Consider the following 25,931-nt stretch of genomic DNA (forward strand, 5'->3'; position numbering starts at 1 on the left):
GTCGTCAGGGTGCAGCACGAGACAAAAATGGAAAACCAGAGCTGGTTGAAAAAACTTGCGCGCCGCCTGGGGCCTGGTCATGTCGTTAATCTCTGCTTTATCGTAGTGCTGCTTTTTTCCACCTTGCTCACCTGGCGTGAAGTGGTGGTTCTGGAAGATGCCTATATCTCCAGCCAGCGTAATCATCTGGAAAACGTAGCTAACGCGCTCGATAAGCATCTGCAGTATAACGTCGACAAACTGATCTTTTTGCGTAATGGCATGCGCGAAGCTCTCGTAGCGCCACTGGATTTTACCTCTTTGCGTAATGCCGTAACGGAGTTCGAACAGCATCGCGACGATCACGCCTGGCAAATCGAACTCAACCGACGACGCACCCTGCCAGTCAATGGCGTTTCGGATGCATTAGTCAGCGAGGGAAATCTCCTGTCTCGCGAAAATGAAAGCCTCGACAATGAAGTTACTGCTGCGTTGGAGGTTGGTTACTTGCTACGACTGGCGCACAATTCCTCGTCGATGGTCGAACAAGCTATGTATGTCTCGCGTGCCGGATTTTACGTTTCGACGCAGCCGACCTTGTTTACGCGCAATGTACCAACGCGTTATTACGGCTATGTCACCCAACCCTGGTTTATCGGTCATTCTCAACGAGAAAATCGTCAACGCGCGGTACGTTGGTTCACCTCGCAGTCAGAACACGCCAGCAATACTGAACCGCAGGTTACCGTCAGTGTTCCGGTAGACAGTGATAACTACTGGTATGGCGTGCTGGGGATGAGTATTCCCGTGCGTACCATGCAGCAATTTTTAAGAAACGCCATCGATAAAAACCTCGATGGTGAGTATCAGCTCTATGACAGTAAGCTGAGATTATTGACCTCTTCTAATCCTGACCATTCAACAGGGAATATTTTTGATCCTCGTGAACTGGCCTTGCTGGCGCAGGCAATGGAACATGACACGCGGGGCGGCATTCGTATGAACAGTCGCTATGTTAGCTGGGAACGTCTGGACCATTTCGACGGTGTGCTGGTGCGCGTCCATACGCTAAGCGAAGGCGTGCGTGGTGATTTCGGCAGTATCAGCATTGCATTAACCCTGCTGTGGGCGCTCTTTACCACCATGTTACTCATCTCCTGGTATGTGATTCGCCGGATGGTCAGCAACATGTATGTTCTGCAAAGCTCGTTGCAGTGGCAGGCGTGGCACGACACCTTAACGCGTTTATATAACCGTGGCGCACTGTTCGAAAAAGCCCGTCCGCTCGCTAAATTGTGTCAGACGCACCAACATCCTTTTTCTGTCATTCAGGTCGACCTTGACCATTTTAAAGCGATTAATGACCGCTTTGGTCATCAGGCGGGCGACCGTGTTCTTTCTCATGCTGCTGGATTAATTAGCAGTTCCTTGCGTGCGCAGGACGTTGCCGGGCGGGTCGGTGGCGAGGAGTTTTGTGTGATTCTGCCAGGGGCGAATCTGGCGCAGGCCTCGGAAGTTGCAGAACGTATTCGCCTGAAGTTAAATGAAAAAGAGATGTTGATCGCCAAGAGTACGACGATACGCATTAGTGCCTCGCTGGGGGTAAGCAGCAGCGAGGAAACCGGTGATTATGATTTTGAACAACTCCAGTCACTGGCTGACCGTCGGCTTTATCTCGCTAAACAGGCAGGGCGCAATCGGGTGTTCGCGAGCGACAACGCTTAACGGGCGGAGAAAAAATGGTCCAGCCCTTCACGCCAGCCTTCCGGTCCTTCACGCTGCGTTCGCCAGACGCGGGCCGGATCCTCATGATGCAGATGCACCCCTTGACGATTTAGCCCTTTCACAATCACCGCGTAATCCATTACCTCCAGTAAGGGCGCATCGTTTGGCCCATCGCCCAGACCAAGCGTGGTTGGTCGTTTGCCTAACGATTGTTGATAGGTCGCGATGATCCAGTTTGCGGCCTGATCTTTTCCGGCAGAGGCATCCAGTACGTGCCAGAAGCGCGCCCCCTGCATAAACTGCAAGCCCAGCTCGTTCAGACGGGTGGTAAATTGCGCCATCCGCTCGTCACTGTCGCGCCAGATAAGCGTTACAGATGCCTCATGTAACTGCGTCAGTACCGCCTGGCTACGGCTTAATCCCGTCCATTCGGCGATGGTTTCATCGTCGACGTCATCAAAAGTTGTGAATTTAAAATGCTCTTTCTCACGCAGCGTATTTAATACCTGGCTGATTTCGCCATGGGTAATACCTGAGATGATGCGTGGAAAACCGTCTATATCCTGCCATTGCTCAGCAAGCTGGATCACTGCGCCATTTTCGGCAATCAGCGGTAAACCTTGTAGCCCCAACGTTTTTTGCAAGTACAGCATTTCCGCTGATGTCTTACTGCTACAGAGAATGACGGGAACATTCGCTTCGCGTAAACGGCTGAGCCAGGGGGCAGCTGGTTGCCAGTCATAACTATGACTGTCCAGCAGGGTGCCATCAAGATCAGTAAAAACCAGTAGTGGTTGTTGAATTGAAAGCATGGTCGCGCAGTACTCCCCTTACCAGGATGTTTCTCAAAACAGCACAAATAATCAAAGATGATTTTTTCGGGAGCGATCCCGTTGACGCCAGAGCCACCAAGGGGTGACGTGTGTCACATTTCTATTCATAAGTGGTGTTAATCATTCATAACGCGAATATTTTCTTGTCAGCGAAAAAAATTGCGGATAAGGTGATGAACACATCAGATTTCCTGGTGTAACGAATTTTTTAAGTGCTTCTTGCTTAAGCAAGTTTAATCCCGACCCCCTCAGGGTCGGGATTTTTTTATTGTGCATTCAACGATTCACTTCAGAGACGCTGAAGTCATGAATATCCAGTTCGAAGGCATCCGCCAATTCACGCCATGTATGATATTCACGTCCATCGACACTAACGTGTTCAGGATCGTGCGGGCTGCGATGAACTTCGCTTTCGCTAATTTCATTGATCGCCGCCAGCAGGGCATCGACATCGACGCTGACCTCACGTTTTGCGGTATCGCTGTACTCTTTTGCGGTTTTCATCATCTTTCCTCGCAACCGTTACTCTGTTGTTGCCGCCAGTCGTTAAGTCCGCCTGGCATCTCTTAAGTATAGACCGTCGAGAAAATCAGCACTCGCGCGCGCCTGGCGCTGCCAGAAAAACGAAATTGTTCTACACTGGCACAAAGCCACAGGAGGAAAACGATGAAGGTGAATGATCGGGTAACAGTCAAAACGGATGGCGGTCCGCGTCGTCCTGGCGTGGTACTGGCAGTTGAGGAGTTTAGTGAAGGCACAATGTACCTGGTTTCGCTGGAAGACTACCCGCTCGGCATCTGGTTCTTTAATGAAGCAGGGCATCAGGACGGTATCTTTGTGGAGAAAGCAGAGTAATCTAATTCAGCCTGACTGGTGGGAAACCACCAGTCAGAATGTGTTAGCGCATGTTGACAAAAATACCATTAGTCACATTATCCGTCAGTCGGACGACATGGTAGATAACCTGTTTATTATGCGTTTTGATCTTACGTTTAATATTACCTTTATGCGATGAAACGGTCTTGGCTTTGATATTCATTTGGTCGGAGATTTGAATTGTTCCCTGACCTGCCATCCACATTCGCAACATACTCGATTCGGTTCGGCTCAATGATAACGTCGGCATATTTAAAAACGAGGTTATCGTTGTCTCTTTTTTCAGAATATCGCCAAGGATATCGTCGAGAGATTCCGGTTTAATCGATTTAGAACTGATCAATAAATTTTTTCTGACCAATAGATATTCATCAAAATGAACATTGGCAATTGCCATAAAAACGATAAATAACGTATTGGGATGTTGATTAATGATGAGCTTGATACGCTGACTGTTAGAAGCATCGTGGATGAAACAGTCCTCATTAATAAACACCACTGAAGGGCGCTGTGAATCACAAGCTATGGCAAGGTCATCAACGGTTTCAATGTCGTTGATTTCTCTTTTTTTAACCCCTCTGCTCAACAGATACCCGGTTAAACCTAGTCGGGTGTAACTACATAAATCCATAATAATCGTTGACATGGCATACCCTCACTCAATGCGTAACGATAATTCCCCTTACCTGAATATTTCATCATGACTAAACGGAACAACATGGGTCACCTAATGCGCCACTCTCGCGATTTTTCAGGCGGACTTACTATCCCGTAAAGTGTTGTATAATTTGCCTGGAATTGTCTTAAAGTAAAGTAAATGTTGCGATATGTGAGTGAGGTTAAAACAAATATTTCGCCACAGGAGTATCCTGGAAGATGTTCGTGGGTATTATTTTTCAGATAATCCTTAGGATAACAAGATAAACATTAGGGAATCATATTACAGGTAATTCGCTGATAATATCTGCCAGCAAATTAAAAATTTCACTGAATAAATGTTCGCAAAAAGGAGCAATTAACGGCATTAATGCCGCCATTAATGAGATACCGACAGTCAGAGTTAATGGAAATCCAATAACAAAAATGGATAATTGCGGGGCCATACGATTCAGTAAACCTAATGCCAGATTCAGTGTCAGCAGCAGAGTAATGAGCGGTAACGCCAGCATCAGTCCATTGAGGAAAATCAAACTCCCTGCTTTGGTGAGTGCCAGAAACGCATTGCTATTTAGCGGCTCGCCACCAATAGGCAGGGTGTGAAAGGTATCCACCAGCAGTGAAATCAGCCATAAATGACCGTTAAATGTCAGGAACAGCAGTAACGCCAGCATATCCATGATGCGCGCTAAAACGGGCATATTGAGATGGCTGCCCGGATCGACAAACGTCGCAAATGACAGTCCCATTTGCAGACCGATAATTTCGCCAGCGGTTCGCACAGCGGCAAAAGCAAACTGCATGGTAAAACCAAGCGCAATGCCGATCAGGATCTGCTGCACGGCCAGCCACAGAGCAAAGAACGAAAAAACAGGAACATCGTTGGCAGGTAAGGATGGGGCAATGGCGAACGTGATCATCATTGCGAGACCCAGTTTGACCCGTTTCGGCACGCTACGTTCGCTCAGAATTGGCGCGGTAGAAATGAGCGCCAGCACGCGCAGTAACGGCCAGAAGTACAGGCTCAACCAAGAAAGCCATTGATCGCTTGTCACCTGCAACATTATACGGGCTACCCGATGATATACGGCAGGTTAGTGAACAAGGTACGGACGTAATCCAGCAACAGATTGAGCATCCACGGTCCGGCAATAATAATGGCGATAAATACGGCGATGATTTTCGGAATAAACGACAGCGTCATTTCATTAATCTGCGTGGCGGCCTGCAAAATACTGATGATAAGGCCCGTGACCAACGCCACCAGCAACAGCGGGGCAGCCAGCGCCAGCGCGACTTTCATCGCTTCAGTCCCCATCATCATGACCGATTCAGGTGTCATTTTGCCTCTCTAGCTGTAAAAGCTCTGCGCCAGCGAACCGACCAGCAATTGCCAGCCATCCACCAGTACAAACAGCATCAGTTTAAAGGGCAGAGCAATGGTGGCCGGGGGCACCATCATCATCCCCAATGCCATCAGTACGCTGGCAATCACGAGGTCGATAATCAAAAAAGGAATGAAAATCGTGAAGCCTATCTGAAATGCGGTTTTCAGCTCGCTGGTCACGTAGGCCGGGAGCAAAATGCGCATTGGCACGGCTTCAGGTCCCTGCAACGGGCCGGTATTCGCCAGTCTGGCAAACAACCCTAAATCTGCCTCGCGGGTCTGACGCAGCATAAACTCACGCAGCGGCTGCGCCCCTTTTTCCAGCGCCTCCTGCATTGAGATTTTCTCTTCGCTGAACGGCTGGTATGCATCGACATAAATTTTGTCGATCACCGGCGACATTATAAAAAAGGTCAAAAACAGTGCCAGCCCCAGCAATACCTGGTTAGGTGGCGCGGAGGGCGTTCCCAGCGCGTTACGCAATAAACCAAAAACAATGATGATGCGGGTGAAACTGGTCATCATCAGTAAAATTGCCGGAATAAACGTCAACGAGGTGATGAACACCAGCGTCTGCACCGGGAGTGACCAGCTTTGTCCACCGCCAGGCAGCGGCTGGCTGGTGATACCCGGCAGTTGTGCGAAGGCGAGAGGGGTAACCAGCCAGAGAAGAACAGGTGCGACAGACAACAAACGACGCATCAGGATCTCCCGCTACGCTTAAGCAAGTTTTTCATGACCGACTGAAAATCGGTCTGCGGTATCTCTTCCGTTGGCGCAGAAGGGGGAAGTTTATGCAGCAGATTGATTTGCCCTGCGGTAACGCCGAGCACCAGGCGTGCATCTTCCACATCGACCACCACGACCCTTTCACGCGCGCCCAGCGAAGCACTGGCGCTAATTTTCAGACCGTTAACGCCAGTTCGTTTGGGGGCAAATCCCAGCCGTTTTACCAGCCAGGCAGCAGCGAGGATCAGGGCAATAATGGCGATCAGTGCGCCGCTCACCTGCAGCAGCGGCGCAGCAGAAACCGGCGCGGACGGTTGCACAGTAGCGTGGTTATTCATCGCTAACGGCTCAGGCGGCGCATTCGCTCAGACGGAGTAATGATATCGGTGATCCGCACGCCATATTTATCGGCAACGACCACCACTTCGCCCTGGGCGATTAAATAACCGTTGATCAGAATATCCAGCGGTTCGCCTGCCAGGCCGTCCAGCGCTACGACTGACCCTTGTGTCAGGCGCAACAGCTCTTTGATGGTCATCCGAGTGCGGCCCAGTTCGACGGTCAGTTTAACCGGAATATCCATAATCAGGTCGATATCCTGCAACGTTCCGCTGACATCACCGCCGCCAAATTGCTGGAATACCGCGTCTGCAGCGCTTTTACTGCTGGTTGATTTTTGTTCGCTCAACGCTTCAGCCCACAGATCGTCCATTGCGCCGTTGTTATCATCGGCCGGATTATTCAAGTCACTCATTTGGGCTGTTCCTCGTTCAGAGAATTCAAAATCGGGTTAATCAAATGTTCAATCCGTAACGCATACTGGCCGTTGAGGGTGCCGTACTGGCTGGTCAGCACCGGAACGCCGTCAACATGGGCGATGATGCGATCGGGTTTTTCTATCGGCAGGACGTCGCCGGGTTTCAGTTTTAAAATTTGCGACAGACGCAGCGATATATCGGCAAAGTTAGCGACCAGCTCCAGCTGTGAGTGCTGCACCTGACGCACCAGGTTATCGCGCCAGTTCTGATCTTCATTTCGTGAGTTTTCCAGCGGCGGGTTAACCAACAATTCCCGTAGCGGCTCGATCATGCTGAATGGCAGGCAGATATTAAATTCGCCGGTCAGGTTGCCAATCTCCACATGGAACGGTGTGTTAACCACGATGTCGTTCGGCGAGGTGGTGATATTGGTAAATTTCACCTGCATTTCCGAACGCACGTACTCTACATCCAGCGGATTAATTGCTTTCCAGGCGTCGCTATAGCCTTCCAGCGCCAGCTTCAACATACGGTTGATGACGCGCTGTTCAGTATGGGTAAACTCGCGACCTTCCACTTTGGTTGGGAAGCGTCCATCGCCGCCAAACAGGTTATCCACGGCGATAAACACCAGACTCGGCGAGAACACCACCAGCCCTGTGCCGCGTAGCGGTTTCAGGTGGATTAGGTTCAGGTTGGTCGGCACCGGCAGGTTGCGGGCAAATTCATGGTACGGCTGAATGCGGATGGCCCCGACGGTAATGTCCGGGCTACGGCGCAATAGGTTGAACAGCCCCATACGGAAATGGCGGGCAAAACGCTCATTAATGATTTCCAGCGCCTGCAAACGTTCGCGTACAACCCGTCGTTGGGTATTCGGATCGTACGGACGAATGTCACTATCGCCGCTAACACTGGCCGTCGGTTCGTCTTTGACTTCGCTGTCACCATTCAACAGCGCATCAATTTCAGCTTGAGAAAGAATACTATCGCCCATGTCGTTATCGCAGAATGAAAGCGGTATACAGCACGTCGGTGACATCCTGTTTCGGTTGCCCGGCAACAAGCGGGGTGGAAAGTGTGGCTTTAATCTCAGCAATCAGGCTTTTCTTGCCTTCTTCTGTCGCCAGTACGGCAGCATCCTGACGCGAAAACAGTAACAGCAAGCGGCTACGGACTTCCGGCAAATACTCACTTAGCCGCGAGCGGGTAGCTTCATCTTTTAGCCGCAGAGTTATGCCGATATAAAGCACGCGATCCGCATCACCCAAATTGACCGTAAAGGTATCCAGCGCATAGAAGACCGGGGAGGGCACGACGCGTTGCTGCGCTTTGTCGTCAGCGGCAACCTGATGCGAATGCCAGTAGCTATAACCTGCGCTGGCACAGGCCGCGAGGGTAATGAATACCAGAATCGGGATCCAAAGCGATCGCTTGCTTTTCTTGCTTATCGCGTAATCAGTCATGTGTTGCGGTCTTCCTGTGTCGCTACTGCTTATCGGCTAATTATCCTGCGTCTTGAACGCAACAAAGCGGGGAAAAGACGCGGATTACGGTGCTACCTCTGACGTTAGGCGAAAATATCAACGCCACTGTTGCCTGTTACGCGCCCTTGTAAAGAGACGGGAACGGGTAGCGTATCGCCGTCTTCACCCGCCAGAGGTTCATGATTTGCTGTGCGCTGGCTTTGCTGTTGCTGTGAAGCGGCCTGTTGCTGACCACTAAAGCTTTCGCCACTGATGTTGCTTTGCCCTAACTGAATGCCACTTTCTGCCAGCTGCGTACGCAGTACCGGTAGCGCAGCTTCCAGCGCGGCGCGTACGTGCTGATGCGGTGACACCATCTGGATTTGCGCCTGGCTATCATCCACTTTGAGGGAGATTTGTACTTCACCTAAATCCTGCGGGTGCAGACGCAACTCTGCGCTTTGTTGCCCCTGGCGGGTAAACAGCGAAATATGCTGGCTTAATGATTGTTGCCATTCGTGAGAACCCAGCGGCGCACTCAAAACAGGTGCTGCGACGGTGGGCAGCGGCTGTGTCTGGTGCGGAGTGATGAGCGGGCTGACGGCAGCGGTCACCGGCGAAGGTGTGCTGATGACTTCCGCTTTACTCTGGGCTTCTGCTACCAGCGGTGTTACTGGCTGAGCTTGCGCGTCGGGGGCGTCATCAGGCTGTGCGGTTGTGAATTGCGCAGTAGTCAGTTTTGTGTAGAGAGTTGGTTTCTCTGTCGGTAACACGGTTGACGGCGCATCAGCCACTTTGGGCGTATTGTCAAAACCCGGCAACATCGCAAAAAGGGCGCTCAGGCTTGCGGTGACGTCTTCATTAAGCTCATCTGCTTTTTCGTCTTTTGTCGTATTTTTGTCAGCCACCGCAGCCAACGTCATCGCCTGAGCGGTGGTTAACGGTGTTGATGTGGATTGTTCGTCGTTGATGACAGGAAGTGTTTCATCCACAGGGATCAGTAAATCCGCTTGTTGCGCGTCGGAAACAATATCGCTGACCAGCGGCTCACCTTTTGTTGTGGGTTTATCTGTTGCCACCAGCAACTGAGGGGCCGCTTTGTCGGTTGTTGTTTCACCTGCTATTGCTCCACTCAACAATGCGAGAAAATCTTGTGCAGCATCGCTGGCTTTACCGCCGGGCAATATGGCGGTGTCAACGTCAGCGGTAATCACGGGCGCTAAGCGAATCATTCGGGTTTCCTCATGGTGGCACGTTGGGCGAACTCATCCATCTTTTTCTGATCGAGACGGTTTTCTGCAAGCAGTGCCGCCGTGGATTGCCGTTCCTGCAGTGTCTGCCAGGCTTGCAAACGTTGTTTCTTTTCTCGCCAGCTGTTCAGGGCAATGTCAACTTTCTGCGTCCACTGATTAAGTTGCTGGCGATGCTGAGTAATGGCTTTTTCCAGCGTCTGGATAAACTGCTGATAGTTGATCCAGCGGTTACTGGTCATCCCGGCACTCATATCGCTGTTGAGGTTATTGCGATATTCATTCTGATAATCGATCAGCATTTTGAGTTGTTCCTCTGCCTGCTGGCATCCGCGACGCATTTCACCCAGCAGGCGCGCGGCATCTTCTACCTCTTTTTCTGCCAGATCTTTCAGGGTCGCCAGCGCGCCATGTTCTGCCATCTGCCGTTATCTCCTGCGTTTTCACACTGTCGGGAATATGAGCTCCAGCCCCTGGAGAGACTCTTCCCAGCTCGCGCGTTCAAAAATACCTTGTTGCAAATAGCCCTCCAGTTGCGGCCACAGGGCGATGGCTTTATCAAGCATGGGATCGCTGCCTTTGGCGTACGCACCGACGCTAACCAGATCGCGGTTACGCTGAAAACTCGACAACAGCTGTTTGAAGTTGCGCACTCGCGCGTAATGTTGCTCGCTGATCAACGCCGTCATTGCACGGCTGATCGACGCTTCAATATCAATCGCCGGATAGTGTCCGGCTTCCGCCAGACGACGAGAAAGAACAATGTGACCGTCGAGGATCGCCCGTGCGGAGTCGGCAATCGGGTCCTGCTGGTCATCGCCTTCGGTGAGCACGGTATAAAACGCCGTAATTGAGCCGCCGCCGCTGATACCGTTACCGGCACGCTCGACCAGCGCCGGTAATTTGGCGAATACCGACGGTGGATAACCTTTGGTGGCAGGCGGTTCGCCAATCGCCAGCGCAATCTCACGCTGGGCCATCGCGTAGCGGGTGAGGGAGTCCATAATCAGCAACACATGCTGACCACGATCGCGAAAATCTTCGGCAATGCGCGTGGCATAGGCGGCACCTTGCATTCGCAGGAGCGGAGAAACATCCGCTGGAGCGGCAATCACCACGGAGCGTGCACGCCCTTCGGCACCGAGGATATTCTCAATAAAATCTTTTACTTCGCGCCCACGTTCACCAATCAAACCCACGACAATGACATCGGCGCGGGTGTAACGTGCCATCATCCCCAGCAGCACACTTTTACCGACACCAGAACCAGCAAATAGCCCCATACGCTGCCCGCGCCCAACGGTAAGCAGGGCATTGATTGGGCGCACGCCCGTGTCCAGCACATGTTCAATCGGTGTACGTTGCAAAGGGTTAAAAGGCGGGGTGATCAGCGCACCTGTTTCGGTCGTATCGGGGGAGGGAAGGCCATCAAGCGGTTTACCGCTGCCATCCAGAACGCGACCTAATAACGCCGGACCGAGTGGCAACTGCTTGCCGCTTTGCAGCCCTTCAGCCGAAATGTGTTTGGCATAAACGCGCGCGCCGGGCAGGACACCTTCCACTTCTTCCAGCGGCATTAAAAACAGCCGTTGACCGTTAAAGCCAACCACTTCGCTTTCTACTTCATGCGTTTCCGACCCGTTCTGGCGCTCAATCACACAGGTTGCGCCGAGCGGCAATTGTAATCCGGTAGCCTCCAGCACCAGCCCGGTAGCGCGAGTTAATCGCCCGTAGCGACGTACCGCAGGCAACTGCGCCATTTTGGCTTCGAAGTTATCCAGCGTGGTTAGCCAGCGAGTCAGGCGCGTGGTCATTACACCACTCCTGGCGCTGCCAGACGGCAGAGTTCTTGCCAGCGAGTGGCGACACTGGCATCGAGATCGCCTTCATCGGCGGAGACTTTGCAGCCGCCTGGATGGAGCGTGGGATCGCCCCGTAAGCGCCAGCCATGCAAACTTAAGGTTGCGCCCAGCATATCATCAACACGTTGCAGATCATCCGGGTGCACGCGCAGTTGCGGTTTGCCACTGAATAACGGTTCTTGCTGCAACAACTGTTGGATCTGTTTGATCAGCGCCGAGTTGTCCACCGTTGGCGTTTGACCGATGACCTGGCGCGCCGCCTCCAGCGCCATCTGCATCAGGCGCGAAGCAATCACACTATCAAGTGCATCAAGGGTAGTTTGAAATTCGCTGACCAGTTGCTGCATCCGGGCATGAATCGGCGCTTGCTGGGATTTTGCCTGTGCCAGCCCTTGTTCCAGCCCCTGGGCCAGACCTTCCTGATAGCCCTGTTCGTGACCTTGCTGACGGCCTTCAGTAATCCCCGCTTGATAACCTTGCTCATGGGCCTGCATTTGCAGTTGTGCCAGTTGCTGCTCAAGGCTGGGTTCAGTCTCTTCAATGATGGTTTCTTCTGGCTCGGCCATTGGCACAAACTCTGCCTGTGGTGGCGCGAGATCGTCTGGCGTCCAGGTTTTCCACGGCAAATTATCAGACATAGGTATCCTCGCCGCTACCAATCACCATCTCGCCAGTTTCGGCAAGGCGGCGCACAATCAGCAGAATCGCTTTCTGTTCGTTTTCCACCTGCGACAGACGCACCGGACCACGGTTGGCGAGATCGTCGCGCAGAATATCGGCGGCACGCTGCGACATATTGCGCAGGAACTTCTCGCGCAGTGGTTGCTCGGCCCCTTTCAGCGCGATCAACAGCGATTCGGAATCCACTTCCTGCAACAGACGCTGGATGCTGCGATCGTCGACATCCACCAGATTTTCGAACAGGAACATCTCGTCGATAATTTTTTGTGCCAGCTCGCCGTCGAATTCACGCACGGCGGTAATAACGGCTTCTTCCTGCTGCGTTTTCATCAGGTTGATAATTTCGGCTGCCGTTCTCACGCCGCCCATTTTGCTGCGCTTGAGATTCTGACCGTCGAGCAAGCCATTCAGTACTTCGGTCAGTTCCGCCAGCGCGGCTGGCTGCACGCCGCCAAAGGTGGCGATACGCAACATCACGTCGTGGCGCAGACGTTCATCGAACAACGCCAGAATATCGGCGGCTTGCGCACGCTTCAGATGCACCAGAATGGTGGCGATAATCTGCGGATGCTCATCGCGAATCAGATCGGCGGCGCTCTGCGGCTCCATAAAGTTGAGCGTTTCAATACCGCTGGCGGTATCGCGGGTTTCGAGAATATCTTCCAGCAGGCTGGCGGCACGTTCTTCACCGAGGGCTTTAACCAGCACCGAACGCAGATAATCGTTGGCGTTGATATTCAGTGCGGCAAACTGTTCAGCTTCTTGCTCAAACTCCGCCAGCACATCGGTTAGCTGCTTGTTGGAGATCTGCGTGACGTTCGCCATTGCTGCACTCAGGGTTTGCACTTCGCGCTGGGAGAGGTGCTTGAACACCTCTGCCGCCCGGTCTTCGCCAATGGTCATCAGCAGGATGACGCTTTTATCGGTGCCTGTCAGGTTACTCATGATCGTTATTTATCCACTGGCGAATGACCAGCGCCACCACGCGCGGATCGTTATCAGACATTTCACGGATACGCTGGCTCATGACCTCTGCCCCCAGACGTTGGTTCGCGCGTCGTTGTTGGAGTTGTTCATCTTTGCTCAGGCGGACTTCCACCGCATCTTCCACTTCCTCGCGGGCCTGCGCCTGTTGCTGCACAGCTTTCATCGCCTCAGCGCGACGAGTTAGCTGTGGACGTACCGCTTTACGCCACAGTAGCCACGCCACCAGCAGTACCAGCAACCAGCGTCCGGCGCTCAGCAACTGATCGATAAATACCTGTTGTTGCCAGAACGGCAGTTCTCCACCGCTTTCGTCGCTGCTATTGAACGGCGAGTTAACGACATTGAGCGAGTCACCGCGTTTTTCAGAAAAGCCCATCGCCTCGCGGGTCAGATCTTCAATTTGCTTCATCTGTTCGTTGCTGAGAGGCAACGGTTTGCCATCTGGAAAGGTTTTGTAATTCACCACTACCGCGACTGACAGACGTTGCACATCGCCCACGTTCATTTTGGTATGACGAATGGTGCGATCGACCTCGTAGTTACTGGTTTCATTACGTTGTGTGCTACGCGGCCCATTATTGCTGGTAGTGCTTGCCTGCTGCTGGCGATTATTTTGATTTGCCGGAGGCGTGCTGATCGGCGCGTTATTTGCGGGTGCTGGTTGATTCGACAACGCACCCGGTACGCCGCCTGGATAACCGGAACCGCTTTGCTCGCTCTCATTAAGCTGGCGTGAGCGGAGCGCCGCCTGAGATTTATCACCGTTAGGGCGATACTGCTCTTCGGTTTGCTCCTTACTGGCGAAGTCCAGTTGCGCCGTAACCTGGGCGTGAATATTGCCGTTGCCGACAATAGGCGACAGGATCGCTTCAATACGCCGCTGAATTCGGCCTTCGACATCACTGGCATATTTCAACTGAGCATCATTAAGATCGCGCCCGCTGGTGTTGGATTGGGTTAACAGATGTCCGCCCTGATCAACCAACGTCACGTTCCCCGGCGGCAGACCAGCAACTGCGCTGGAAACCAGATGCACAATGGCACTAATTTGCCCTTCATCGAGTGCGCGGCCGGGTAACAGATTTACCGTCACCGATGCAGAAGGGGATTTTTGCTCACGGACAAATAAAGAGGGTTTCGGCAATGCCAAATGGACACGCGCCCCTTTTACCGGGCCGATAGTTTCGATGGTACGAGAAAGCTCGCCTTCCAGCGCCCGCTGATAATTCACCTGTTCGCTGAACTGGCTAATGCCAAACTTTTCCTGATCGAGCAGTTCGAAACCGACCGCGCCGCCTTTGGGCAAACCTTGTTGCGCCAGGCGCAGGCGCAGTTCGTGAACTTTATCTGCCGGAACTTCAATAGCGCCGCTGGCTTCGCTGAAGCGGTAAGGAATATTCATTTGCGTCAGTTGGCTGACAATTGCGCCACCATCCTGATCGGAAAGATTGCTGAATAATGTGCGGTAGTCGGGGGCTTTCGCCCACAGGATCAGTGCGACCATGACCGCCACTGCTGCGGAACCGGCAACAATCAATGGAATTTTCGGATTCGCACGCAGGCGATTAAGCCACTCAAGAGATTTTGTCTGGGCTGCAGTCGCATTCATCGCGCACCTCGTGGCTGATTATGGACGGCGTTATTGGCAAAGTGGAACAAGACTCACTCCCGGGTCAGCAAACTCGAAAAATTGACGCTCTCATTATTTGTGCTTTCGTTTTTTTCTATCCGCCAATAAACCCGTTTTTTTGTTGCTATTTAGCGCCTTTGTCTTATTGACTTACTGGTAGGCTTTGCTACCAGAAATTATCCGGGAGATGAAAATGTCAGCGATACAGGGGATTGAAGGGGTTATCAGCCAGTTACAGGCTACGGCGATGAGTGCGCGTGCGCAGGAATCACTACCGCAACCGACCATTAGTTTTGCCGGGCAGTTGCATGCCGCGCTCGATCGCATAAGCGATACACAAACCGCCGCCCGCACGCAGGCAGAAAAATTCACCCTCGGCGAACCCGGCGTGGCGTTAAACGATGTGATGACCGATATGCAAAAAGCCTCAGTTTCAATGCAAATGGGGATTCAGGTGCGTAATAAGCTGGTGGCGGCGTATCAGGAAGTGATGAGCATGCAGGTGTAAGTTGTGTAACCTGTTGTTGATTACATCCGATCTCACCGCGTGGGGCATGGATGGGGCAAACACACTCAATTTCTGGTTTAAAATGGAAACCTGATTCTGAAAGTTTTCTGCCATCCACGATCTGTAAACGCGATAACCCCCCTGAACATCAGAGTGTCTCCTTTAACACGCATCACCAGGTCGGTTGTTGTTACAACCACAGACGCAATAGTAACGTTTGGATAATTTAATCTTTGTTGATGTTTTTATTCATATTCCGGGCTAGGGAAATAATCAGGCGTGATTGTGTCACTGGAATAGAGGTTTCTTGTGGCGTATGTGGAAGGGGCGTCTAGAGACAAGGCGTTTCCGGCTGGTGATAAATAAAGGCGCAGCACGTCGAATGCAAGAATGTGCTGCGTCTGGCTCATGGCAATTCATTATTTTCGCATAGCGTCAATGACAAAAATCGACTGTGTGGATCAAGTTGATAATCAGCAAACGGTTCGCAATCAACGAAACCATGCTTCAAATAAAGTTGATGGCAGGCCGTAAATCCAGCCTGTGTACCCGTTTCTAAGCTCAGGCGATGAAGGCATCTGTCATGGGCGACCTGCAAAATGTGGCGTAAAATCAGACTGGCGACACCCCGACGTAAATAATTTGGCGCGGTACGCATTGATTTCAGTTCGCCATGTTTATCATCCAGCAACTTCAGCGCACCAATTCCTGCGAGTTGTTCGCCTTCCCATACTGACCAGAATGTCACTGTCGGGTTACGTAATTTTTGCACATCTAAAGCATGACTGCTTTCGGGGGGAGACTGCTGCAGCATGCCGGAAATATGGTAAGCCACTAATGCTTGCACTGCTGGATGGGTGAGATCATCTGTTTTAATCGTGAACATGACGATTCCGTATTGGTGTTATTTTTGCAATATGCCAACAGGTAATGAAATCTTTGTCTAATAGAGATTTCTTATGACGCAGTATTGTTGAACAATAATCTCCAGGCTTATCAAACAGGGTGAATTAACGCTGCGCCCTGGTTTTTGATATTACCCACCGCGCGCGACACAGGGTGCCAGGTGAACTGGTTTGCTGGCACACAGCCACTGGTAGCGATTTCTGAGGCTTCTTTACCACCAATGTGTTGCCGCATCCATTCCCGCGCAGTTTCTGGCGACAGTACCAGCGGGCGGCGGTCATGAATATCTACCAGACCCTGGTCTGCTGCTGCAGTGACAATTAAAAATCCTTCGGCTTCGTCACCACGCTCAAACGGTGTGCTACCTATCGCGGCTATAAAAACAGGTTGTCCATCAGCGCGATAGATAAAATAAGGCTGTTTTTTGTCGCCTTCTTTTTTCCACTCAAACCAGCCATCGGCAAAACAGATTGCCCGACCATGTTGCCAGAGCGGTTTAAACATACGACTGGTTGCCGCAGTTTCTACGCGGGCGTTAATCAGCGGCGGTTTATCCCACCATCCGGGAGCATATCCCCAGAAAACCGGATCCAGATGAAGGTGTTCATCACGTTCACTGAGCAGAAGAACTTTGGTTCCCGGCGCGACGTTGTATCTGCCAATGGGTTCGGGATCGTAGGGAATATCGCGTTCTATATCTTCCGCGAGAAGCGCAAGGTAATCTTCACGCGTTTGGGATTGGGCAAAGCGTCCACACATAGCAACCTCCTGAGATCATACTGAAAAGAATAGGAGAGGGGGCGGGTAAAATCTATGTGATACAGAGGTAACGATGTTCCCGCTGTTGGCCACAGCGGGAATGAGGGATTACTTCTGAATTAAATAACGAATGGTCGGCCCGTCTTGCTGAATATCCAGCACCGTATAGCCGTGATTACGCGCATCCAGTGGAATATTATTGATCGACTGCGGACAGTCGCTCACCACTTCCAGGATCTCACCTTTTTTTAATTGCGGCATCGCCTCAAGGGTTGCGACTGCCGGATAAGGGCAGGGTTCACCCACCATATCAAGGCGGTAATCAGGAACGATATTTTTCATGCGATCTCCTTAGCTGTCTGCGGTGCCGCACGGCGGAAGAAGCGTTTTTCCCAGCCGATAATCAACATCAGCGCAGCAAACAGCAGCAAATATGTCACCAGCAGGCCACCCATCGGGCCAAAGGTTTTCAGGAGGTTGATTTTGTCCCAGTCGGTGGCCAGCGCCGGAGCGAAATCATCCCAGTAATACGCCAGAATCGTTGAGCCGATCACGTTGCCCAGACCGACCCACCAGTAGTGCACCTGGCCTTCTACCGCGCGGTACATCCAGCCGGTTTCGCAGCCGCCTGCCAGCACGATGCCAAATCCAAACAGCAAACCACCAATTACCGCGTTTGGTCCTGCCCACATGATTTTGGGTTCAACGCCTAACTGTACGTAACTGAAGATCCCGATGGCACTTACCGCCATACCGATAATGATTGCTTTCGCCATGTGGGTACGTCCGGTGATCCACATATCGCGGAACGCCGAAGTAAAGCAGATTTGCGCACGTTCAATCAGTAAACCAAAGCCGACGCCAAACAGCATTGCCAGCCCCAGTTTTGGTTGGTTCATCGCCGTCAGTAGCGCCCAGCCCAGCATGCCGAAAAAGACCAGCATCCCGAGACGAAAACGACGCCGCGCCTGATCCGGTTTTTGCGTCAGCGGTGAGGCGGCAGAAACTTTCTGCATTTTCACGGGAATACGGAAGATGGGCAGCAGGGTAAAGCGCGCGCCAAACCATGAACCAATGGCAGTGGCGATGGCAAAGAACCAGGCATGCAGCGAGAACTGAGGAATGCCGGTAAAGAACGCCGCCAGGTTACAGCCCATTGCCAGACGCGCGCCAAAACCGGCGATAATGCCGCCAATGATGGCCTGCATAATGCGGATACGGCTGCGCGGCATGCGTAGTTTGACATTGTTGGCCCACAGCGCTGCAGCAAAGCAGCCGCCAAACATACCGAGGATCATCATTCCGTCGATGCGGGTTAATGGCGATCCTTCCAGATGAATAATTTTAAAATAACCCCACTCTTCAGCATGGACGCCAAACAGCTGCAAAACCTGACCGCCCCAACGGGTAAATTCACCCGTGACTGCCCAAAAGGTGCCAGTGATGCCAAAATAGTAAGTGGAGAGAATACCCGCCGCGATGACCGCGGGGATGGGCGCCCAGAATTTAATCAACCAGGCGTGTTTGAATTGCTGCCATGACATGAATGTAGCCTCTGAACTCAGAAGGTTTGAAACAAGAGTCGCGGATCATACACCATGCAAATTTATTTTCGGGGTAATAATTCACAAAAATAATGGTTAGATCAAATTTCTCTCTGAACCTGGAAAGGCTGGCGACATCAGGGCTTTAATGCCACAATCCTCTTTTCTTCTCATGCAGGACGAATGATGAAAAAACTCGCAATTGCAGGCGCGCTCATGTTGCTGGCGGGCTGTGCCGAAGTCGAAAACTATAACAATGTTGTGAAAACCCCCGCGCCGGACTGGTTGGCGGGCTACTGGCAGACTAAAGGGCCGCAGCGTGCGCTGGTCAGCCCGGAAGCGATAGGCAGCCTTATTGTCACTAAAGAGGGCGATACCCTCGATTGCCGTCAGTGGCAGCGGGTGATTGCCGTGCCGGGTAAGTTGACATTGATGTCTGATGATCTCACTAACGTTACCGTAAAACGTGAGCTGTACGAGATTGAGCGTGAAGGTAACACCATTGAGTACGATGGAATGACGATGGAGCGTGCGGATCGCCCGACGGCAGAGTGTGCCGCTGCGCTGGATAAAGCGCCGTTACCGACGCCATTGCCGTAATGAAATCTCCCCGGCTTGCCGCCGGGGATGAATTTAAATCACCTCTTCGATAACCCACACGCTGACGCTGCCGCCGTTGCAAAAGAAGGTCGCTTCGCCGTTTTCGTCGGTCACTACGCTCTCTTGCCGGTTCCCCAGAAAATCACGCCAGGTTTTATTGCCGTAATTCTCTCCTAAATGAATGGTTTTTTCGCCATCATCTCCGTTCGACATGACCACCACGCAGCCGGGATATTCGTCGGTGCCACTGCGGCTAAAGGCAATGCAGTTCGGATGGTCGAAAAATAACGTCTGTACACCGTGGGCGAAACGCTGACGGGCGAGAATTAACTCATCAAGTTGTTCGATTATTGGCATATCTATCGGATAGGTTTGCCCGTCACCACCGACATCTTCGTAATGTGCACCGTAGAGATCCGGATAGAACACCGAAGGAACGCCATTTTCCCGCAACAAAATTAAGGCATACGCCAGCGGTTTAAACCACGGTTCGACCGGCGCTTCGAGGGCTTGCAACGGTTGGGTGTCGTGGTTGGCAACGAGGGTTACGGCGTGAAAAGGATCGGCTTCCACCAACGTCCCAGTGAAAATCTGCGTCATGTCGTAGTCGCGCCCCATGCGCGATGCTTCATGGAATTTCATTTGCAGCGGCGCATCAAACAGCATGGTTTTGCCTTCCACCTGATCTATATACGTTTGCAGTTTATCGACTTCATGCGACCAGTATTCCGCCACAATAAACAGCGGCTTTGGCGCAACTTCTTGTACGTGTTCGATCCACTCTTTATAAAACCACGCCGGAATATGTTTGACCGCATCAAGACGAAAACCGTCGCATTGTGTTTGTTCCATCACCCAGCGCGCCCAGTATTTAATCTCTTCCGTCACGGCATGATTGCGAAAATCGATATTCTCGCCCATCAGATAATCGAAATTACCGAGTTCATCATCAACCTGATCGTTCCAGCCTTCTCCGGTATAGTCGTTAACAATTTTAAAAATGCCATCTTCATCAGGGTTTTCGATATGGTCGATACCGCTAAAACATTTGAAATCCCAGATAAACTGCGAGTATTGCCCGGCACGGGCGGGGAAGGTGTAACGCGTCCAGCCTTCGCACTCAATGATTTCTTCGTCAATTTGCGTACGGTCATCAGCATTTACACGCTGCACGCGAATAGCTTCTTTTTCATCTGCGCCCATTTTGTGGTTGACTACCACGTCCAACAGCACCGCAATGTCATTACGTTTCAGGGCGTCAATGGCGGCCAGCAGTTGTGCTTTATCGCCATATTTAGTAGGGATGCTGCCTTTCTGATCAAACTCGCCTAAATCAAATAAATCATAGGAGTCGTAGCCGACCGAGTACCCGCCCGATGCGCCTTTATAGGCTGGCGGTAACCAGACCATATTGATACCAATATCATTAAAACCGTCGGCGCGCTCGGCCAGTTCAGGCCAGAGCTTACCGCCTTCCGGGTAATACCAGTGAAAACATTGTAACAGCGTGGGATTACGCATTCTTCGACTCCATTCAAGGGGAACATTAGAAGCGTAGCCGTAATCGGATTATTCGCGAGCCATCAGCTCGTTAAGATTCAAAAGAGGTTATCCTGCGGAGCCAGCACAAAGCCGCCCTGATCGCCATAGGCACTTAACACCGATTTTTGCACCGATGACTGACCGACCAGTTTCGCCAGTTCATCCATCCGAATCTGTAATAACTGCTTCACCTTGCTTTCGTTGTCGAGAATCAGGCGCAGCATCGGGCGGAGCTGCTCCTGCATCGTGATGGACGGGTCAATCTCTTCAGTCAGATGTGCAATCTCCTGCACCGCATTCACATACGCCATTTCGCTGGCGATGAGTTCGTCCCATTGTTCTTCCGTTGCCAGGCGTAACATGAGCTGGCTTTTTTCGACGAGTTGTTGCCAGGCGAAATACAAATGCGGTGCATGGTTCATCAGACTGGGTCCTGAATCAAAGAAGGGGAGAGTAAAGACTCTTTCCAGGCATCGGCAATATTGCGCATTAATGCTTCCACTTCTTCGACTGCGGAGACATCGTTGCGTAAATTGGCTTGCAGCAAGCGCCTGACCATATAGCTATAAAGAGCAATCAAGTTTTGGGTTAGTTCGTCTTTGCTCTCTTCATCAAGACTCACCCGCAGCCCGTTCTCAATGATGTTGATCGCTTTTGACAAAGAGACGCCTTTGCCTTGCTGATTGTTGTCCTGCATAAACAGGCGCGCTCTAACCAGTGCGCTCAGCACTCCATCAAATAGCATGGTGACCAGCTGCTGCTGGCTGGCGCTCATTACGGCGCTTTCGACGCCAATTTGTGCATAGGCCTGGGTGCCTTTTGCCGCGTACATGACCTGTCTCCCGATGAATAATAATTACTTGGAATTACTGTTGTTTTCGAACTGCTGCGTTAAGTAGCTGCTGGTGCTGTTTAACGAGGTCATTAAAACGTCCAGTTGGGTAAATTGTTCTTTGTAGCGCGCGACCTGCGCATCAATGCGATCGCTGGCGGCGTTGTAGTCTTTAGTTAATTTATTCAGGGTCTTACTAACGCCATCGGTAGCGGCTTTAATAATGCCCGTTGTCGAAAGCCAACTGGTCAGGTTGCTGCCGATGGTGGTTGTGATGCCGGTTTTTTTACCATCGCCAACAATCAATGCACCTACGCCGCTGGCATCTTTTTTCAGTGCAGCGGTGAGTTTGTCGGCATCCAGTTCCAGTTTGCCATCGCTGGGATCGGTCGTGATACCAATCTGCGCCAACGTTTTATAGTTGGAAGAACTAACGGTATTACTCAGCATCGATTTCAACTGCGTCTGAATCGTCCGCAACGTGGAGTCGCCGAGCAGTGCGCCATTGCTAGAACTCTGGCTATCAGCTCCCGCATCTACGGCGGTGTATTTGGTCAGGCTGCTGAAGGTATCTATTAGCGAGTTATAGGCATTCACCCAGTCTTTAATCGCCGTTTGCGCTTTGGAGGTGTCCTGAGTGATGGTTAGCGTCTGGTTGCCCGTGGTGACATCGTTCAGGTTCAGGGTGATGTTTTCCAGCGCGTCGCTGATAGTGTTGCTGCTGTTCTCGATGGCGACGTTGTTGACCGTCAGCTGCGCATTCTGGGCGGCGACCGAGACCTCCATACCGTTGCTGCTGGCACTGGCGTCATAGCCCATAAAACTTTGTAGCGCATCATCACCGCTGACCGAGAGTGTCATCGCATTATCAAGGCCGGTGTCATTTGATGTGACTGACAGACGATATTCACCGTTACCCACGTTAATGATGCTTGCGCTTACGCCTGCTTTTGCGTTGTTGATAGCATCACGGATCCCGCTTAACGACGAGTTAGCTGCGCTGATATCAATGGTAATCGGATCTTTGTCGCCGCCTTGTTGAATGGTGAGTTTACTGTCGCTGGTGGCGATCGCCGTTTTCGTATCGTCTCTGGTGGTGCGCGTGGTCAGGGTTTGCGCCTGCGCCAGATGGGTGACGCTGATGGTGTATTTCCCGGCGATGGCGTTACCCGCGGTGGTGGCACTGAACGCGGTGGTGCTGCTGGTGGTGCTGGTGGCGGAAAAAAGATCGGCTTTAGACAATGCAGTATTGGCGGTCTGGAAAGTCGTCAACGCGCTTTTCAGCGTACCGTAGGCGCTAAGTTTAGCGGTAAACGACGATTGCTGATTTGAAATAGGGGTTAGCGTCGCTTTTTGCGCGGCGGTGAGGCTATCAAGGATTGAACTTAAATCCAGACCTGACCCGACTCCCAGCGATGAAATACTTGCCATGCGATTTCCTTTTATCTTTCGACACGTAAAACGAATACCGGAGTTATCGGCCTGAATTGCGCAAAGTTTACGTTTAATTGTTTTTTTTAATAGCGGGAATAAGGGGCAGAGAAAAGAGTATTTCGGCGACTAACAAAAAATGGCTGTTTGTGAAAAAAATTCTAAAGGTTGTTTTACGACAGACGATAACAGGGTTGACGGCGATTGAGCCGACGGGTGGAAACCCAATACGTAATCAACGACTTGCAATATAGGATAACGAATCATGGCACAAGTCATTAATACCAACAGCCTCTCGCTGATCACTCAAAATAATATCAACAAGAACCAGTCTGCGCTGTCGAGTTCTATCGAGCGTCTGTCTTCTGGCTTGCGTATTAACAGCGCGAAGGATGACGCAGCGGGTCAGGCGATTGCTAACCGTTTTACCTCTAACATTAAAGGTCTGACTCAGGCTGCACGTAACGCCAACGACGGTATTTCTGTTGCACAGACCACTGAAGGCGCGCTGTCCGAAATCAACAACAACTTACAGCGTATTCGTGAACTGACGGTTCAGGCTTCTACCGGGACTAACTCCGATTCTGACCTGGACTCCATCCAGGACGAAATCAAATCCCGTCTTGACGAAATTGACCGCGTATCTGGTCAGACCCAGTTCAACGGCGTGAACGTGCTGTCTAAAGACGGTTCAATGAAAATTCAGGTGGGTGCAAATGATGGTGAAACCATCACGATTGATCTGAAAAAGATCGACTCTTCTACATTGAAGCTGACCGGTTTTAACGTGAATGGCGAAGGTGAAACAGCCAATACTGCTGCAACACTTAAAGATATGGTTGGTTTAAAACTCGATAATACGGGGGTCACTACAGCTGGAGTTAATAGATATATTGCTGACAAAGCCGTCGCAAGTAGCACGGATATTTTGAATGCGGTAGCTGGTGTTGATGGCAGTAAAGTTTCCACGGAGGCAGATGTTGGTTTTGGTGCGGCTGCCCCTAGTACGCCAGTGGAATATACTTATCATAAAGATACTAATACATATACGGCTTCTGCTTCAGTTGATGCGACTCAACTGGCGGCATTCCTGAATCCTGAAGCGGGTGGTACCACTGCTGCAACAGTAAGTATTGGCAACGGTACAACAGCTCAAGAGCAAAAAGTCATTATTGCTAAAGATGGTTCTTTAACTGCAGCTGATGACGGTGCCGCTCTCTATTTTGATACTAATGGTAACTTAAGTAAAACTAACGCAGGCACTGATACTCAAGCTAAACTGTCTGACTTAATGGCAAACAATGTTAAGGCAAAAACAGTCATTACAACAGATAAAGGTACATTTACTGCTAATACGACAAACGATGGTTTTGATGGGGTAGATATTTCTGTTGATGCTTCAACGTTTGCTAACGCCGTTAAAAATGAGACTTACACTGCAACTGTTGGTGTAACTTTACCAGCGACATATACAGTCAATAATGGCACTGCTGCATCAGCGTATTTAGTCGATGGAAAAGTGAGCCAAACTCCTGCCGAGTATTTTGCTCAAGCTGATGGCACTATTACTAGTGGTGAAAATGCGGCTACCAGTAAAGCTATCTATGTAAGTGCCAATGGTAACTTAACGACTAATACAACGAGTGAATCTGAAGCGACTACCAACCCGCTGGCAGCATTGGATGACGCTATCGCGTCCATCGACAAATTCCGTTCATCCCTGGGTGCTATCCAGAACCGTCTGGATTCTGCGGTCACCAACCTGAACAACACCACTACCAACCTGTCCGAAGCGCAGTCCCGTATTCAGGACGCCGACTATGCGACCGAAGTGTCCAACATGTCGAAAGCGCAGATCATCCAGCAGGCCGGTAACTCCGTGCTGGCAAAAGCCAACCAGGTACCGCAGCAGGTTCTGTCTCTGCTGCAGGGTTAATCGTCCTAACCTGATTAACTGAGACTGACGGCAACGCCAAATTGCCTGATGCGCTGCGCTTATCAGGCCTACAAGTTGAATTGCAATTTATTGAATTTGCACATTTTTGTAGGCCGGATAAGGCGTTTACGCCGCATCCGGCAACATTAATGGTAATTTGTCAGCAACGTGATCCCCCGCCACCGGCGGGGTTTTTTCTGTCCGCAATTTACCGGTAACCCCCAAATAACCCCTCATTTCACCCACTAATCGTCCGATTAAAAACCCTGCAGAAACGGATAATCATGCCGATAACTCATATAACGCAGGGCTGTTTATCGTGAATTCACTCTATACCGCTGAAGGTGTAATGGATAAACACTCGCTGTGGCAGCGTTATGTCCCGCTGGTGCGTCACGAAGCATTGCGCCTGCAGGTTCGACTGCCCGCGAGCGTGGAACTTGACGATCTGCTACAGGCGGGCGGCATTGGGTTACTTAATGCCGTCGAACGCTATGACGCCCTACAAGGAACGGCATTTACAACTTACGCAGTGCAGCGTATCCGTGGCGCTATGCTGGATGAACTTCGCAGCCGTGACTGGGTGCCGCGCAGCGTGCGACGCAACGCGCGTGAAGTGGCACAGGCAATAGGGCAACTGGAGCAGGAACTTGGCCGCAACGCCACGGAAACTGAGGTAGCGGAACGTTTAGGGATCGATATTGCCGACTATCGCCAAATGTTGCTCGACACCAATAACAGCCAGCTCTTCTCCTACGATGAGTGGCGCGAAGAGCACGGCGATAGCATCGAACTGGTTACTGATGATCATCAGCGAGAAAACCCGCTACAACAACTGCTGGACAGTAATCTGCGCCAGCGGGTGATGGAAGCTATCGAAACGTTGCCGGAGCGCGAAAAACTGGTATTAACCCTCTATTACCAGGAAGAGCTGAATCTCAAAGAGATTGGTGCGGTGCTGGAGGTCGGGGAATCGCGGGTCAGTCAGTTACACAGCCAGGCCATTAAACGGTTACGCACTAAACTGGGTAAGTTATAACGTCAGTAAATGCC

At 51.4% G+C, this 25,931-nt stretch carries 31 protein-coding genes; 6 read left to right on the top strand and 25 right to left on the bottom strand.

From position 1 onward, the window contains the following. Nucleotides 1-9 precede the first annotated feature (9 nt). Complete coding sequence (dgcQ, locus tag ATB02_RS08195) at nucleotides 10-1,704, top strand: cellulose biosynthesis regulator diguanylate cyclase DgcQ (RefSeq protein ID WP_105271401.1); 1,695 nt, start codon at nucleotides 10-12, stop codon at nucleotides 1,702-1,704. Here the strand turns inward: dgcQ and ATB02_RS08200 are convergent. Together ATB02_RS08200 and yodD are read right to left on the bottom strand one after the other, a co-directional pair. After that, nucleotides 1,701-2,516, bottom strand: coding sequence for a mannosyl-3-phosphoglycerate phosphatase-related protein (locus tag ATB02_RS08200; protein WP_105271402.1), 816 nt, complete (start codon nucleotides 2,514-2,516; stop codon nucleotides 1,701-1,703). The two genes, dgcQ and ATB02_RS08200, sit on opposite strands and share 4 nt — an antisense overlap. Before the next feature lie 297 nt (nucleotides 2,517-2,813). Further along, a complete protein-coding gene (gene yodD, locus ATB02_RS08205; protein WP_105271403.1) occupies nucleotides 2,814-3,041 on the bottom strand; it encodes a peroxide/acid resistance protein YodD in 228 nt (75 codons plus the stop codon). Nucleotides 3,042-3,203: 162 nt separating this feature from the next. Here yodD and dsrB point away from each other — a divergent pair, with 162 nt between their 5' ends. Continuing rightward, nucleotides 3,204-3,392 (top strand): protein DsrB, encoded by a 189-nt coding sequence (gene dsrB, locus ATB02_RS08210; protein WP_000867217.1) that lies wholly within the window; start codon nucleotides 3,204-3,206, stop codon nucleotides 3,390-3,392. 43 nt (nucleotides 3,393-3,435) lie between these two features. Here dsrB and rcsA read toward each other — a convergent pair whose 3' ends face one another. The 14 genes from rcsA to fliF all read right to left on the bottom strand — a co-directional run bounded on the left by rcsA (nucleotide 3,436) and on the right by fliF (nucleotide 14,799). Further along, complete coding sequence (gene rcsA, locus ATB02_RS08215) at nucleotides 3,436-4,059, bottom strand: transcriptional regulator RcsA (protein ID WP_000104001.1); 624 nt, start codon at nucleotides 4,057-4,059, stop codon at nucleotides 3,436-3,438. 289 nt (nucleotides 4,060-4,348) lie between these two features. Continuing rightward, on the bottom strand, nucleotides 4,349-5,134 hold the full coding sequence (gene fliR / locus ATB02_RS08220; protein WP_000942317.1) for a flagellar biosynthetic protein FliR: 786 nt from the start codon (nucleotides 5,132-5,134) through the stop codon (nucleotides 4,349-4,351). An 8-nt stretch (nucleotides 5,135-5,142) separates the two neighbouring features. Beyond that, entirely contained in the window at nucleotides 5,143-5,412 is a 270-nt protein-coding gene (fliQ, locus tag ATB02_RS08225) for a flagellar biosynthesis protein FliQ (protein ID WP_000187358.1), read from the bottom strand. A 9-nt stretch (nucleotides 5,413-5,421) separates the two neighbouring features. Then, on the bottom strand, nucleotides 5,422-6,159 hold the full coding sequence (fliP, locus tag ATB02_RS08230) for a flagellar type III secretion system pore protein FliP (protein ID WP_001253450.1): 738 nt from the start codon (nucleotides 6,157-6,159) through the stop codon (nucleotides 5,422-5,424). Beyond that, the gene (gene fliO, locus ATB02_RS08235; protein WP_001059107.1) at nucleotides 6,159-6,524 is read right to left on the bottom strand and encodes a flagellar biosynthetic protein FliO; all 366 of its coding nucleotides are present in this window, start codon (nucleotides 6,522-6,524) and stop codon (nucleotides 6,159-6,161) included. Before fliO ends, fliP begins: the two co-directional genes overlap by 1 nt. A 2-nt stretch (nucleotides 6,525-6,526) precedes the next feature. After that, on the bottom strand, nucleotides 6,527-6,940 hold the full coding sequence (gene fliN, locus ATB02_RS08240; RefSeq protein WP_001281692.1) for a flagellar motor switch protein FliN: 414 nt from the start codon (nucleotides 6,938-6,940) through the stop codon (nucleotides 6,527-6,529). After that, on the bottom strand, nucleotides 6,937-7,941 hold the full coding sequence (fliM, locus tag ATB02_RS08245) for a flagellar motor switch protein FliM (RefSeq protein WP_001353133.1): 1,005 nt from the start codon (nucleotides 7,939-7,941) through the stop codon (nucleotides 6,937-6,939). Before fliM ends, fliN begins: the two co-directional genes overlap by 4 nt. A gap of 4 nt (nucleotides 7,942-7,945) precedes the next feature. Continuing rightward, nucleotides 7,946-8,410 carry a flagellar basal body-associated protein FliL gene (gene fliL, locus ATB02_RS08250; protein ID WP_000133109.1) on the bottom strand — a complete coding sequence of 155 codons (465 nt, stop codon included), beginning with the start codon at nucleotides 8,408-8,410 and terminating at the stop codon, nucleotides 7,946-7,948. Nucleotides 8,411-8,514: 104 nt separating this feature from the next. Beyond that, nucleotides 8,515-9,642 carry a flagellar hook-length control protein FliK gene (locus ATB02_RS08255; RefSeq protein ID WP_105271404.1) on the bottom strand — a complete coding sequence of 376 codons (1,128 nt, stop codon included), beginning with the start codon at nucleotides 9,640-9,642 and terminating at the stop codon, nucleotides 8,515-8,517. Beyond that, nucleotides 9,639-10,082, bottom strand: a complete 444-nt coding sequence (fliJ, locus tag ATB02_RS08260; RefSeq protein WP_000807585.1) for a flagellar export protein FliJ — start codon at nucleotides 10,080-10,082, stop codon at nucleotides 9,639-9,641. The genes ATB02_RS08255 and fliJ overlap by 4 nt, the downstream gene beginning before the upstream one ends. A gap of 21 nt (nucleotides 10,083-10,103) precedes the next feature. After that, on the bottom strand, nucleotides 10,104-11,474 hold the full coding sequence (fliI, locus tag ATB02_RS08265) for a flagellar protein export ATPase FliI (protein WP_105271405.1): 1,371 nt from the start codon (nucleotides 11,472-11,474) through the stop codon (nucleotides 10,104-10,106). Next, a complete protein-coding gene (gene fliH, locus ATB02_RS08270; protein WP_001755088.1) occupies nucleotides 11,474-12,160 on the bottom strand; it encodes a flagellar assembly protein FliH in 687 nt (228 codons plus the stop codon). The genes fliI and fliH overlap by 1 nt, the downstream gene beginning before the upstream one ends. After that, on the bottom strand, nucleotides 12,153-13,148 hold the full coding sequence (gene fliG, locus ATB02_RS08275) for a flagellar motor switch protein FliG (RefSeq protein ID WP_000067950.1): 996 nt from the start codon (nucleotides 13,146-13,148) through the stop codon (nucleotides 12,153-12,155). Before fliG ends, fliH begins: the two co-directional genes overlap by 8 nt. Beyond that, entirely contained in the window at nucleotides 13,141-14,799 is a 1,659-nt protein-coding gene (gene fliF / locus ATB02_RS08280) for a flagellar basal-body MS-ring/collar protein FliF (protein ID WP_105271406.1), read from the bottom strand. Before fliF ends, fliG begins: the two co-directional genes overlap by 8 nt. Before the next feature lie 214 nt (nucleotides 14,800-15,013). Here fliF and fliE point away from each other — a divergent pair, with 214 nt between their 5' ends. Beyond that, complete coding sequence (fliE, locus tag ATB02_RS08285; RefSeq protein ID WP_001274299.1) at nucleotides 15,014-15,328, top strand: flagellar hook-basal body complex protein FliE; 315 nt, start codon at nucleotides 15,014-15,016, stop codon at nucleotides 15,326-15,328. Nucleotides 15,329-15,659: 331 nt separating this feature from the next. Here the strand turns inward: fliE and ATB02_RS27075 are convergent, their stop codons facing one another. From ATB02_RS27075 to yedE, 5 genes are all read right to left on the bottom strand, one after another. Continuing rightward, nucleotides 15,660-15,716 carry a cyclic lactone autoinducer peptide gene (locus ATB02_RS27075; RefSeq protein WP_108990983.1) on the bottom strand — a complete coding sequence of 19 codons (57 nt, stop codon included), beginning with the start codon at nucleotides 15,714-15,716 and terminating at the stop codon, nucleotides 15,660-15,662. 18 nt (nucleotides 15,717-15,734) lie between these two features. Further along, nucleotides 15,735-16,214: a GNAT family N-acetyltransferase gene (locus tag ATB02_RS08295; RefSeq protein WP_000494170.1), complete on the bottom strand. Its 480-nt coding sequence runs from the start codon at nucleotides 16,212-16,214 to the stop codon at nucleotides 15,735-15,737. A gap of 110 nt (nucleotides 16,215-16,324) precedes the next feature. Next, the gene (locus tag ATB02_RS08300) at nucleotides 16,325-16,993 is read right to left on the bottom strand and encodes an SOS response-associated peptidase (protein ID WP_105271407.1); all 669 of its coding nucleotides are present in this window, start codon (nucleotides 16,991-16,993) and stop codon (nucleotides 16,325-16,327) included. 108 nt (nucleotides 16,994-17,101) lie between these two features. Beyond that, complete coding sequence (gene yedF, locus ATB02_RS08305; protein ID WP_000790504.1) at nucleotides 17,102-17,335, bottom strand: sulfurtransferase-like selenium metabolism protein YedF; 234 nt, start codon at nucleotides 17,333-17,335, stop codon at nucleotides 17,102-17,104. Further along, nucleotides 17,332-18,537 carry a selenium metabolism membrane protein YedE/FdhT gene (gene yedE, locus ATB02_RS08310; protein WP_000118920.1) on the bottom strand — a complete coding sequence of 402 codons (1,206 nt, stop codon included), beginning with the start codon at nucleotides 18,535-18,537 and terminating at the stop codon, nucleotides 17,332-17,334. Before yedE ends, yedF begins: the two co-directional genes overlap by 4 nt. 186 nt (nucleotides 18,538-18,723) lie before the next feature. Here yedE and yedD point away from each other — a divergent pair, with 186 nt between their 5' ends. After that, nucleotides 18,724-19,137: a lipoprotein YedD gene (gene yedD / locus ATB02_RS08320; protein ID WP_105271408.1), complete on the top strand. Its 414-nt coding sequence runs from the start codon at nucleotides 18,724-18,726 to the stop codon at nucleotides 19,135-19,137. 33 nt (nucleotides 19,138-19,170) lie between these two features. On the opposite strand, the gene amyA is transcribed toward yedD, so the two are convergent. The 4 genes from amyA to fliD all read right to left on the bottom strand — a co-directional run bounded on the left by amyA (nucleotide 19,171) and on the right by fliD (nucleotide 22,942). Further along, nucleotides 19,171-20,658, bottom strand: a complete 1,488-nt coding sequence (amyA, locus tag ATB02_RS08325) for an alpha-amylase (RefSeq protein WP_001245699.1) — start codon at nucleotides 20,656-20,658, stop codon at nucleotides 19,171-19,173. A gap of 77 nt (nucleotides 20,659-20,735) precedes the next feature. Beyond that, the gene (fliT, locus tag ATB02_RS08330; protein WP_089587558.1) at nucleotides 20,736-21,101 is read right to left on the bottom strand and encodes a flagella biosynthesis regulatory protein FliT; all 366 of its coding nucleotides are present in this window, start codon (nucleotides 21,099-21,101) and stop codon (nucleotides 20,736-20,738) included. Then, nucleotides 21,101-21,511: a flagellar export chaperone FliS gene (gene fliS, locus ATB02_RS08335; RefSeq protein ID WP_000270663.1), complete on the bottom strand. Its 411-nt coding sequence runs from the start codon at nucleotides 21,509-21,511 to the stop codon at nucleotides 21,101-21,103. Before fliS ends, fliT begins: the two co-directional genes overlap by 1 nt. A gap of 24 nt (nucleotides 21,512-21,535) precedes the next feature. Continuing rightward, nucleotides 21,536-22,942 carry a flagellar filament capping protein FliD gene (gene fliD / locus ATB02_RS08340; protein WP_000146781.1) on the bottom strand — a complete coding sequence of 469 codons (1,407 nt, stop codon included), beginning with the start codon at nucleotides 22,940-22,942 and terminating at the stop codon, nucleotides 21,536-21,538. Between the two features lie 265 nt (nucleotides 22,943-23,207). On the opposite strand from fliD, the gene ATB02_RS08350 reads away from it, so the two are divergent. Then, nucleotides 23,208-24,878 carry a FliC/FljB family flagellin gene (locus ATB02_RS08350; protein ID WP_105271409.1) on the top strand — a complete coding sequence of 557 codons (1,671 nt, stop codon included), beginning with the start codon at nucleotides 23,208-23,210 and terminating at the stop codon, nucleotides 24,876-24,878. A gap of 319 nt (nucleotides 24,879-25,197) precedes the next feature. Next, nucleotides 25,198-25,917, top strand: coding sequence for an RNA polymerase sigma factor FliA (fliA, locus tag ATB02_RS08355; RefSeq protein ID WP_001087467.1), 720 nt, complete (start codon nucleotides 25,198-25,200; stop codon nucleotides 25,915-25,917). Nucleotides 25,918-25,931 lie beyond the last annotated feature (14 nt).

Source organism: Escherichia sp. MOD1-EC5189, assembly GCF_002966045.1.
In the GTDB taxonomy this organism is placed as follows: domain Bacteria; phylum Pseudomonadota; class Gammaproteobacteria; order Enterobacterales; family Enterobacteriaceae; genus Escherichia; species Escherichia coli_F.

Excerpts from the sequence above, each read along its gene's own strand:
- ATB02_RS08200 (WP_105271402.1), bottom strand. The coding sequence starts at position 2,516 with ATGCTTTCAATTCAACAACCACTACTGGTTTTTACTGATCTTGATGGC.
- yodD (WP_105271403.1), bottom strand. The coding sequence starts at position 3,041 with ATGAAAACCGCAAAAGAGTACAGCGATACCGCAAAACGTGAGGTCAGC.
- dsrB (WP_000867217.1), top strand. The coding sequence starts at position 3,204 with ATGAAGGTGAATGATCGGGTAACAGTCAAAACGGATGGCGGTCCGCGT.
- rcsA (WP_000104001.1), bottom strand. The coding sequence starts at position 4,059 with ATGTCAACGATTATTATGGATTTATGTAGTTACACCCGACTAGGTTTA.
- fliR (WP_000942317.1), bottom strand. The coding sequence starts at position 5,134 with ATGTTGCAGGTGACAAGCGATCAATGGCTTTCTTGGTTGAGCCTGTAC.
- fliQ (WP_000187358.1), bottom strand. The coding sequence starts at position 5,412 with ATGACACCTGAATCGGTCATGATGATGGGGACTGAAGCGATGAAAGTC.
- fliP (WP_001253450.1), bottom strand. The coding sequence starts at position 6,159 with ATGCGTCGTTTGTTGTCTGTCGCACCTGTTCTTCTCTGGCTGGTTACC.
- fliO (WP_001059107.1), bottom strand. The coding sequence starts at position 6,524 with ATGAATAACCACGCTACTGTGCAACCGTCCGCGCCGGTTTCTGCTGCG.
- fliN (WP_001281692.1), bottom strand. The coding sequence starts at position 6,940 with ATGAGTGACTTGAATAATCCGGCCGATGATAACAACGGCGCAATGGAC.
- fliM (WP_001353133.1), bottom strand. The coding sequence starts at position 7,941 with ATGGGCGATAGTATTCTTTCTCAAGCTGAAATTGATGCGCTGTTGAAT.
- fliL (WP_000133109.1), bottom strand. The coding sequence starts at position 8,410 with ATGACTGATTACGCGATAAGCAAGAAAAGCAAGCGATCGCTTTGGATC.
- ATB02_RS08255 (WP_105271404.1), bottom strand. The coding sequence starts at position 9,642 with ATGATTCGCTTAGCGCCCGTGATTACCGCTGACGTTGACACCGCCATA.
- fliJ (WP_000807585.1), bottom strand. The coding sequence starts at position 10,082 with ATGGCAGAACATGGCGCGCTGGCGACCCTGAAAGATCTGGCAGAAAAA.
- fliI (WP_105271405.1), bottom strand. The coding sequence starts at position 11,474 with ATGACCACGCGCCTGACTCGCTGGCTAACCACGCTGGATAACTTCGAA.
- fliH (WP_001755088.1), bottom strand. The coding sequence starts at position 12,160 with ATGTCTGATAATTTGCCGTGGAAAACCTGGACGCCAGACGATCTCGCG.
- fliG (WP_000067950.1), bottom strand. The coding sequence starts at position 13,148 with ATGAGTAACCTGACAGGCACCGATAAAAGCGTCATCCTGCTGATGACC.
- fliF (WP_105271406.1), bottom strand. The coding sequence starts at position 14,799 with ATGAATGCGACTGCAGCCCAGACAAAATCTCTTGAGTGGCTTAATCGC.
- fliE (WP_001274299.1), top strand. The coding sequence starts at position 15,014 with ATGTCAGCGATACAGGGGATTGAAGGGGTTATCAGCCAGTTACAGGCT.
- ATB02_RS08295 (WP_000494170.1), bottom strand. The coding sequence starts at position 16,214 with ATGTTCACGATTAAAACAGATGATCTCACCCATCCAGCAGTGCAAGCA.
- ATB02_RS08300 (WP_105271407.1), bottom strand. The coding sequence starts at position 16,993 with ATGTGTGGACGCTTTGCCCAATCCCAAACGCGTGAAGATTACCTTGCG.
- yedF (WP_000790504.1), bottom strand. The coding sequence starts at position 17,335 with ATGAAAAATATCGTTCCTGATTACCGCCTTGATATGGTGGGTGAACCC.
- yedE (WP_000118920.1), bottom strand. The coding sequence starts at position 18,537 with ATGTCATGGCAGCAATTCAAACACGCCTGGTTGATTAAATTCTGGGCG.
- yedD (WP_105271408.1), top strand. The coding sequence starts at position 18,724 with ATGAAAAAACTCGCAATTGCAGGCGCGCTCATGTTGCTGGCGGGCTGT.
- amyA (WP_001245699.1), bottom strand. The coding sequence starts at position 20,658 with ATGCGTAATCCCACGCTGTTACAATGTTTTCACTGGTATTACCCGGAA.
- fliT (WP_089587558.1), bottom strand. The coding sequence starts at position 21,101 with ATGAACCATGCACCGCATTTGTATTTCGCCTGGCAACAACTCGTCGAA.
- fliS (WP_000270663.1), bottom strand. The coding sequence starts at position 21,511 with ATGTACGCGGCAAAAGGCACCCAGGCCTATGCACAAATTGGCGTCGAA.
- fliD (WP_000146781.1), bottom strand. The coding sequence starts at position 22,942 with ATGGCAAGTATTTCATCGCTGGGAGTCGGGTCAGGTCTGGATTTAAGT.
- ATB02_RS08350 (WP_105271409.1), top strand. The coding sequence starts at position 23,208 with ATGGCACAAGTCATTAATACCAACAGCCTCTCGCTGATCACTCAAAAT.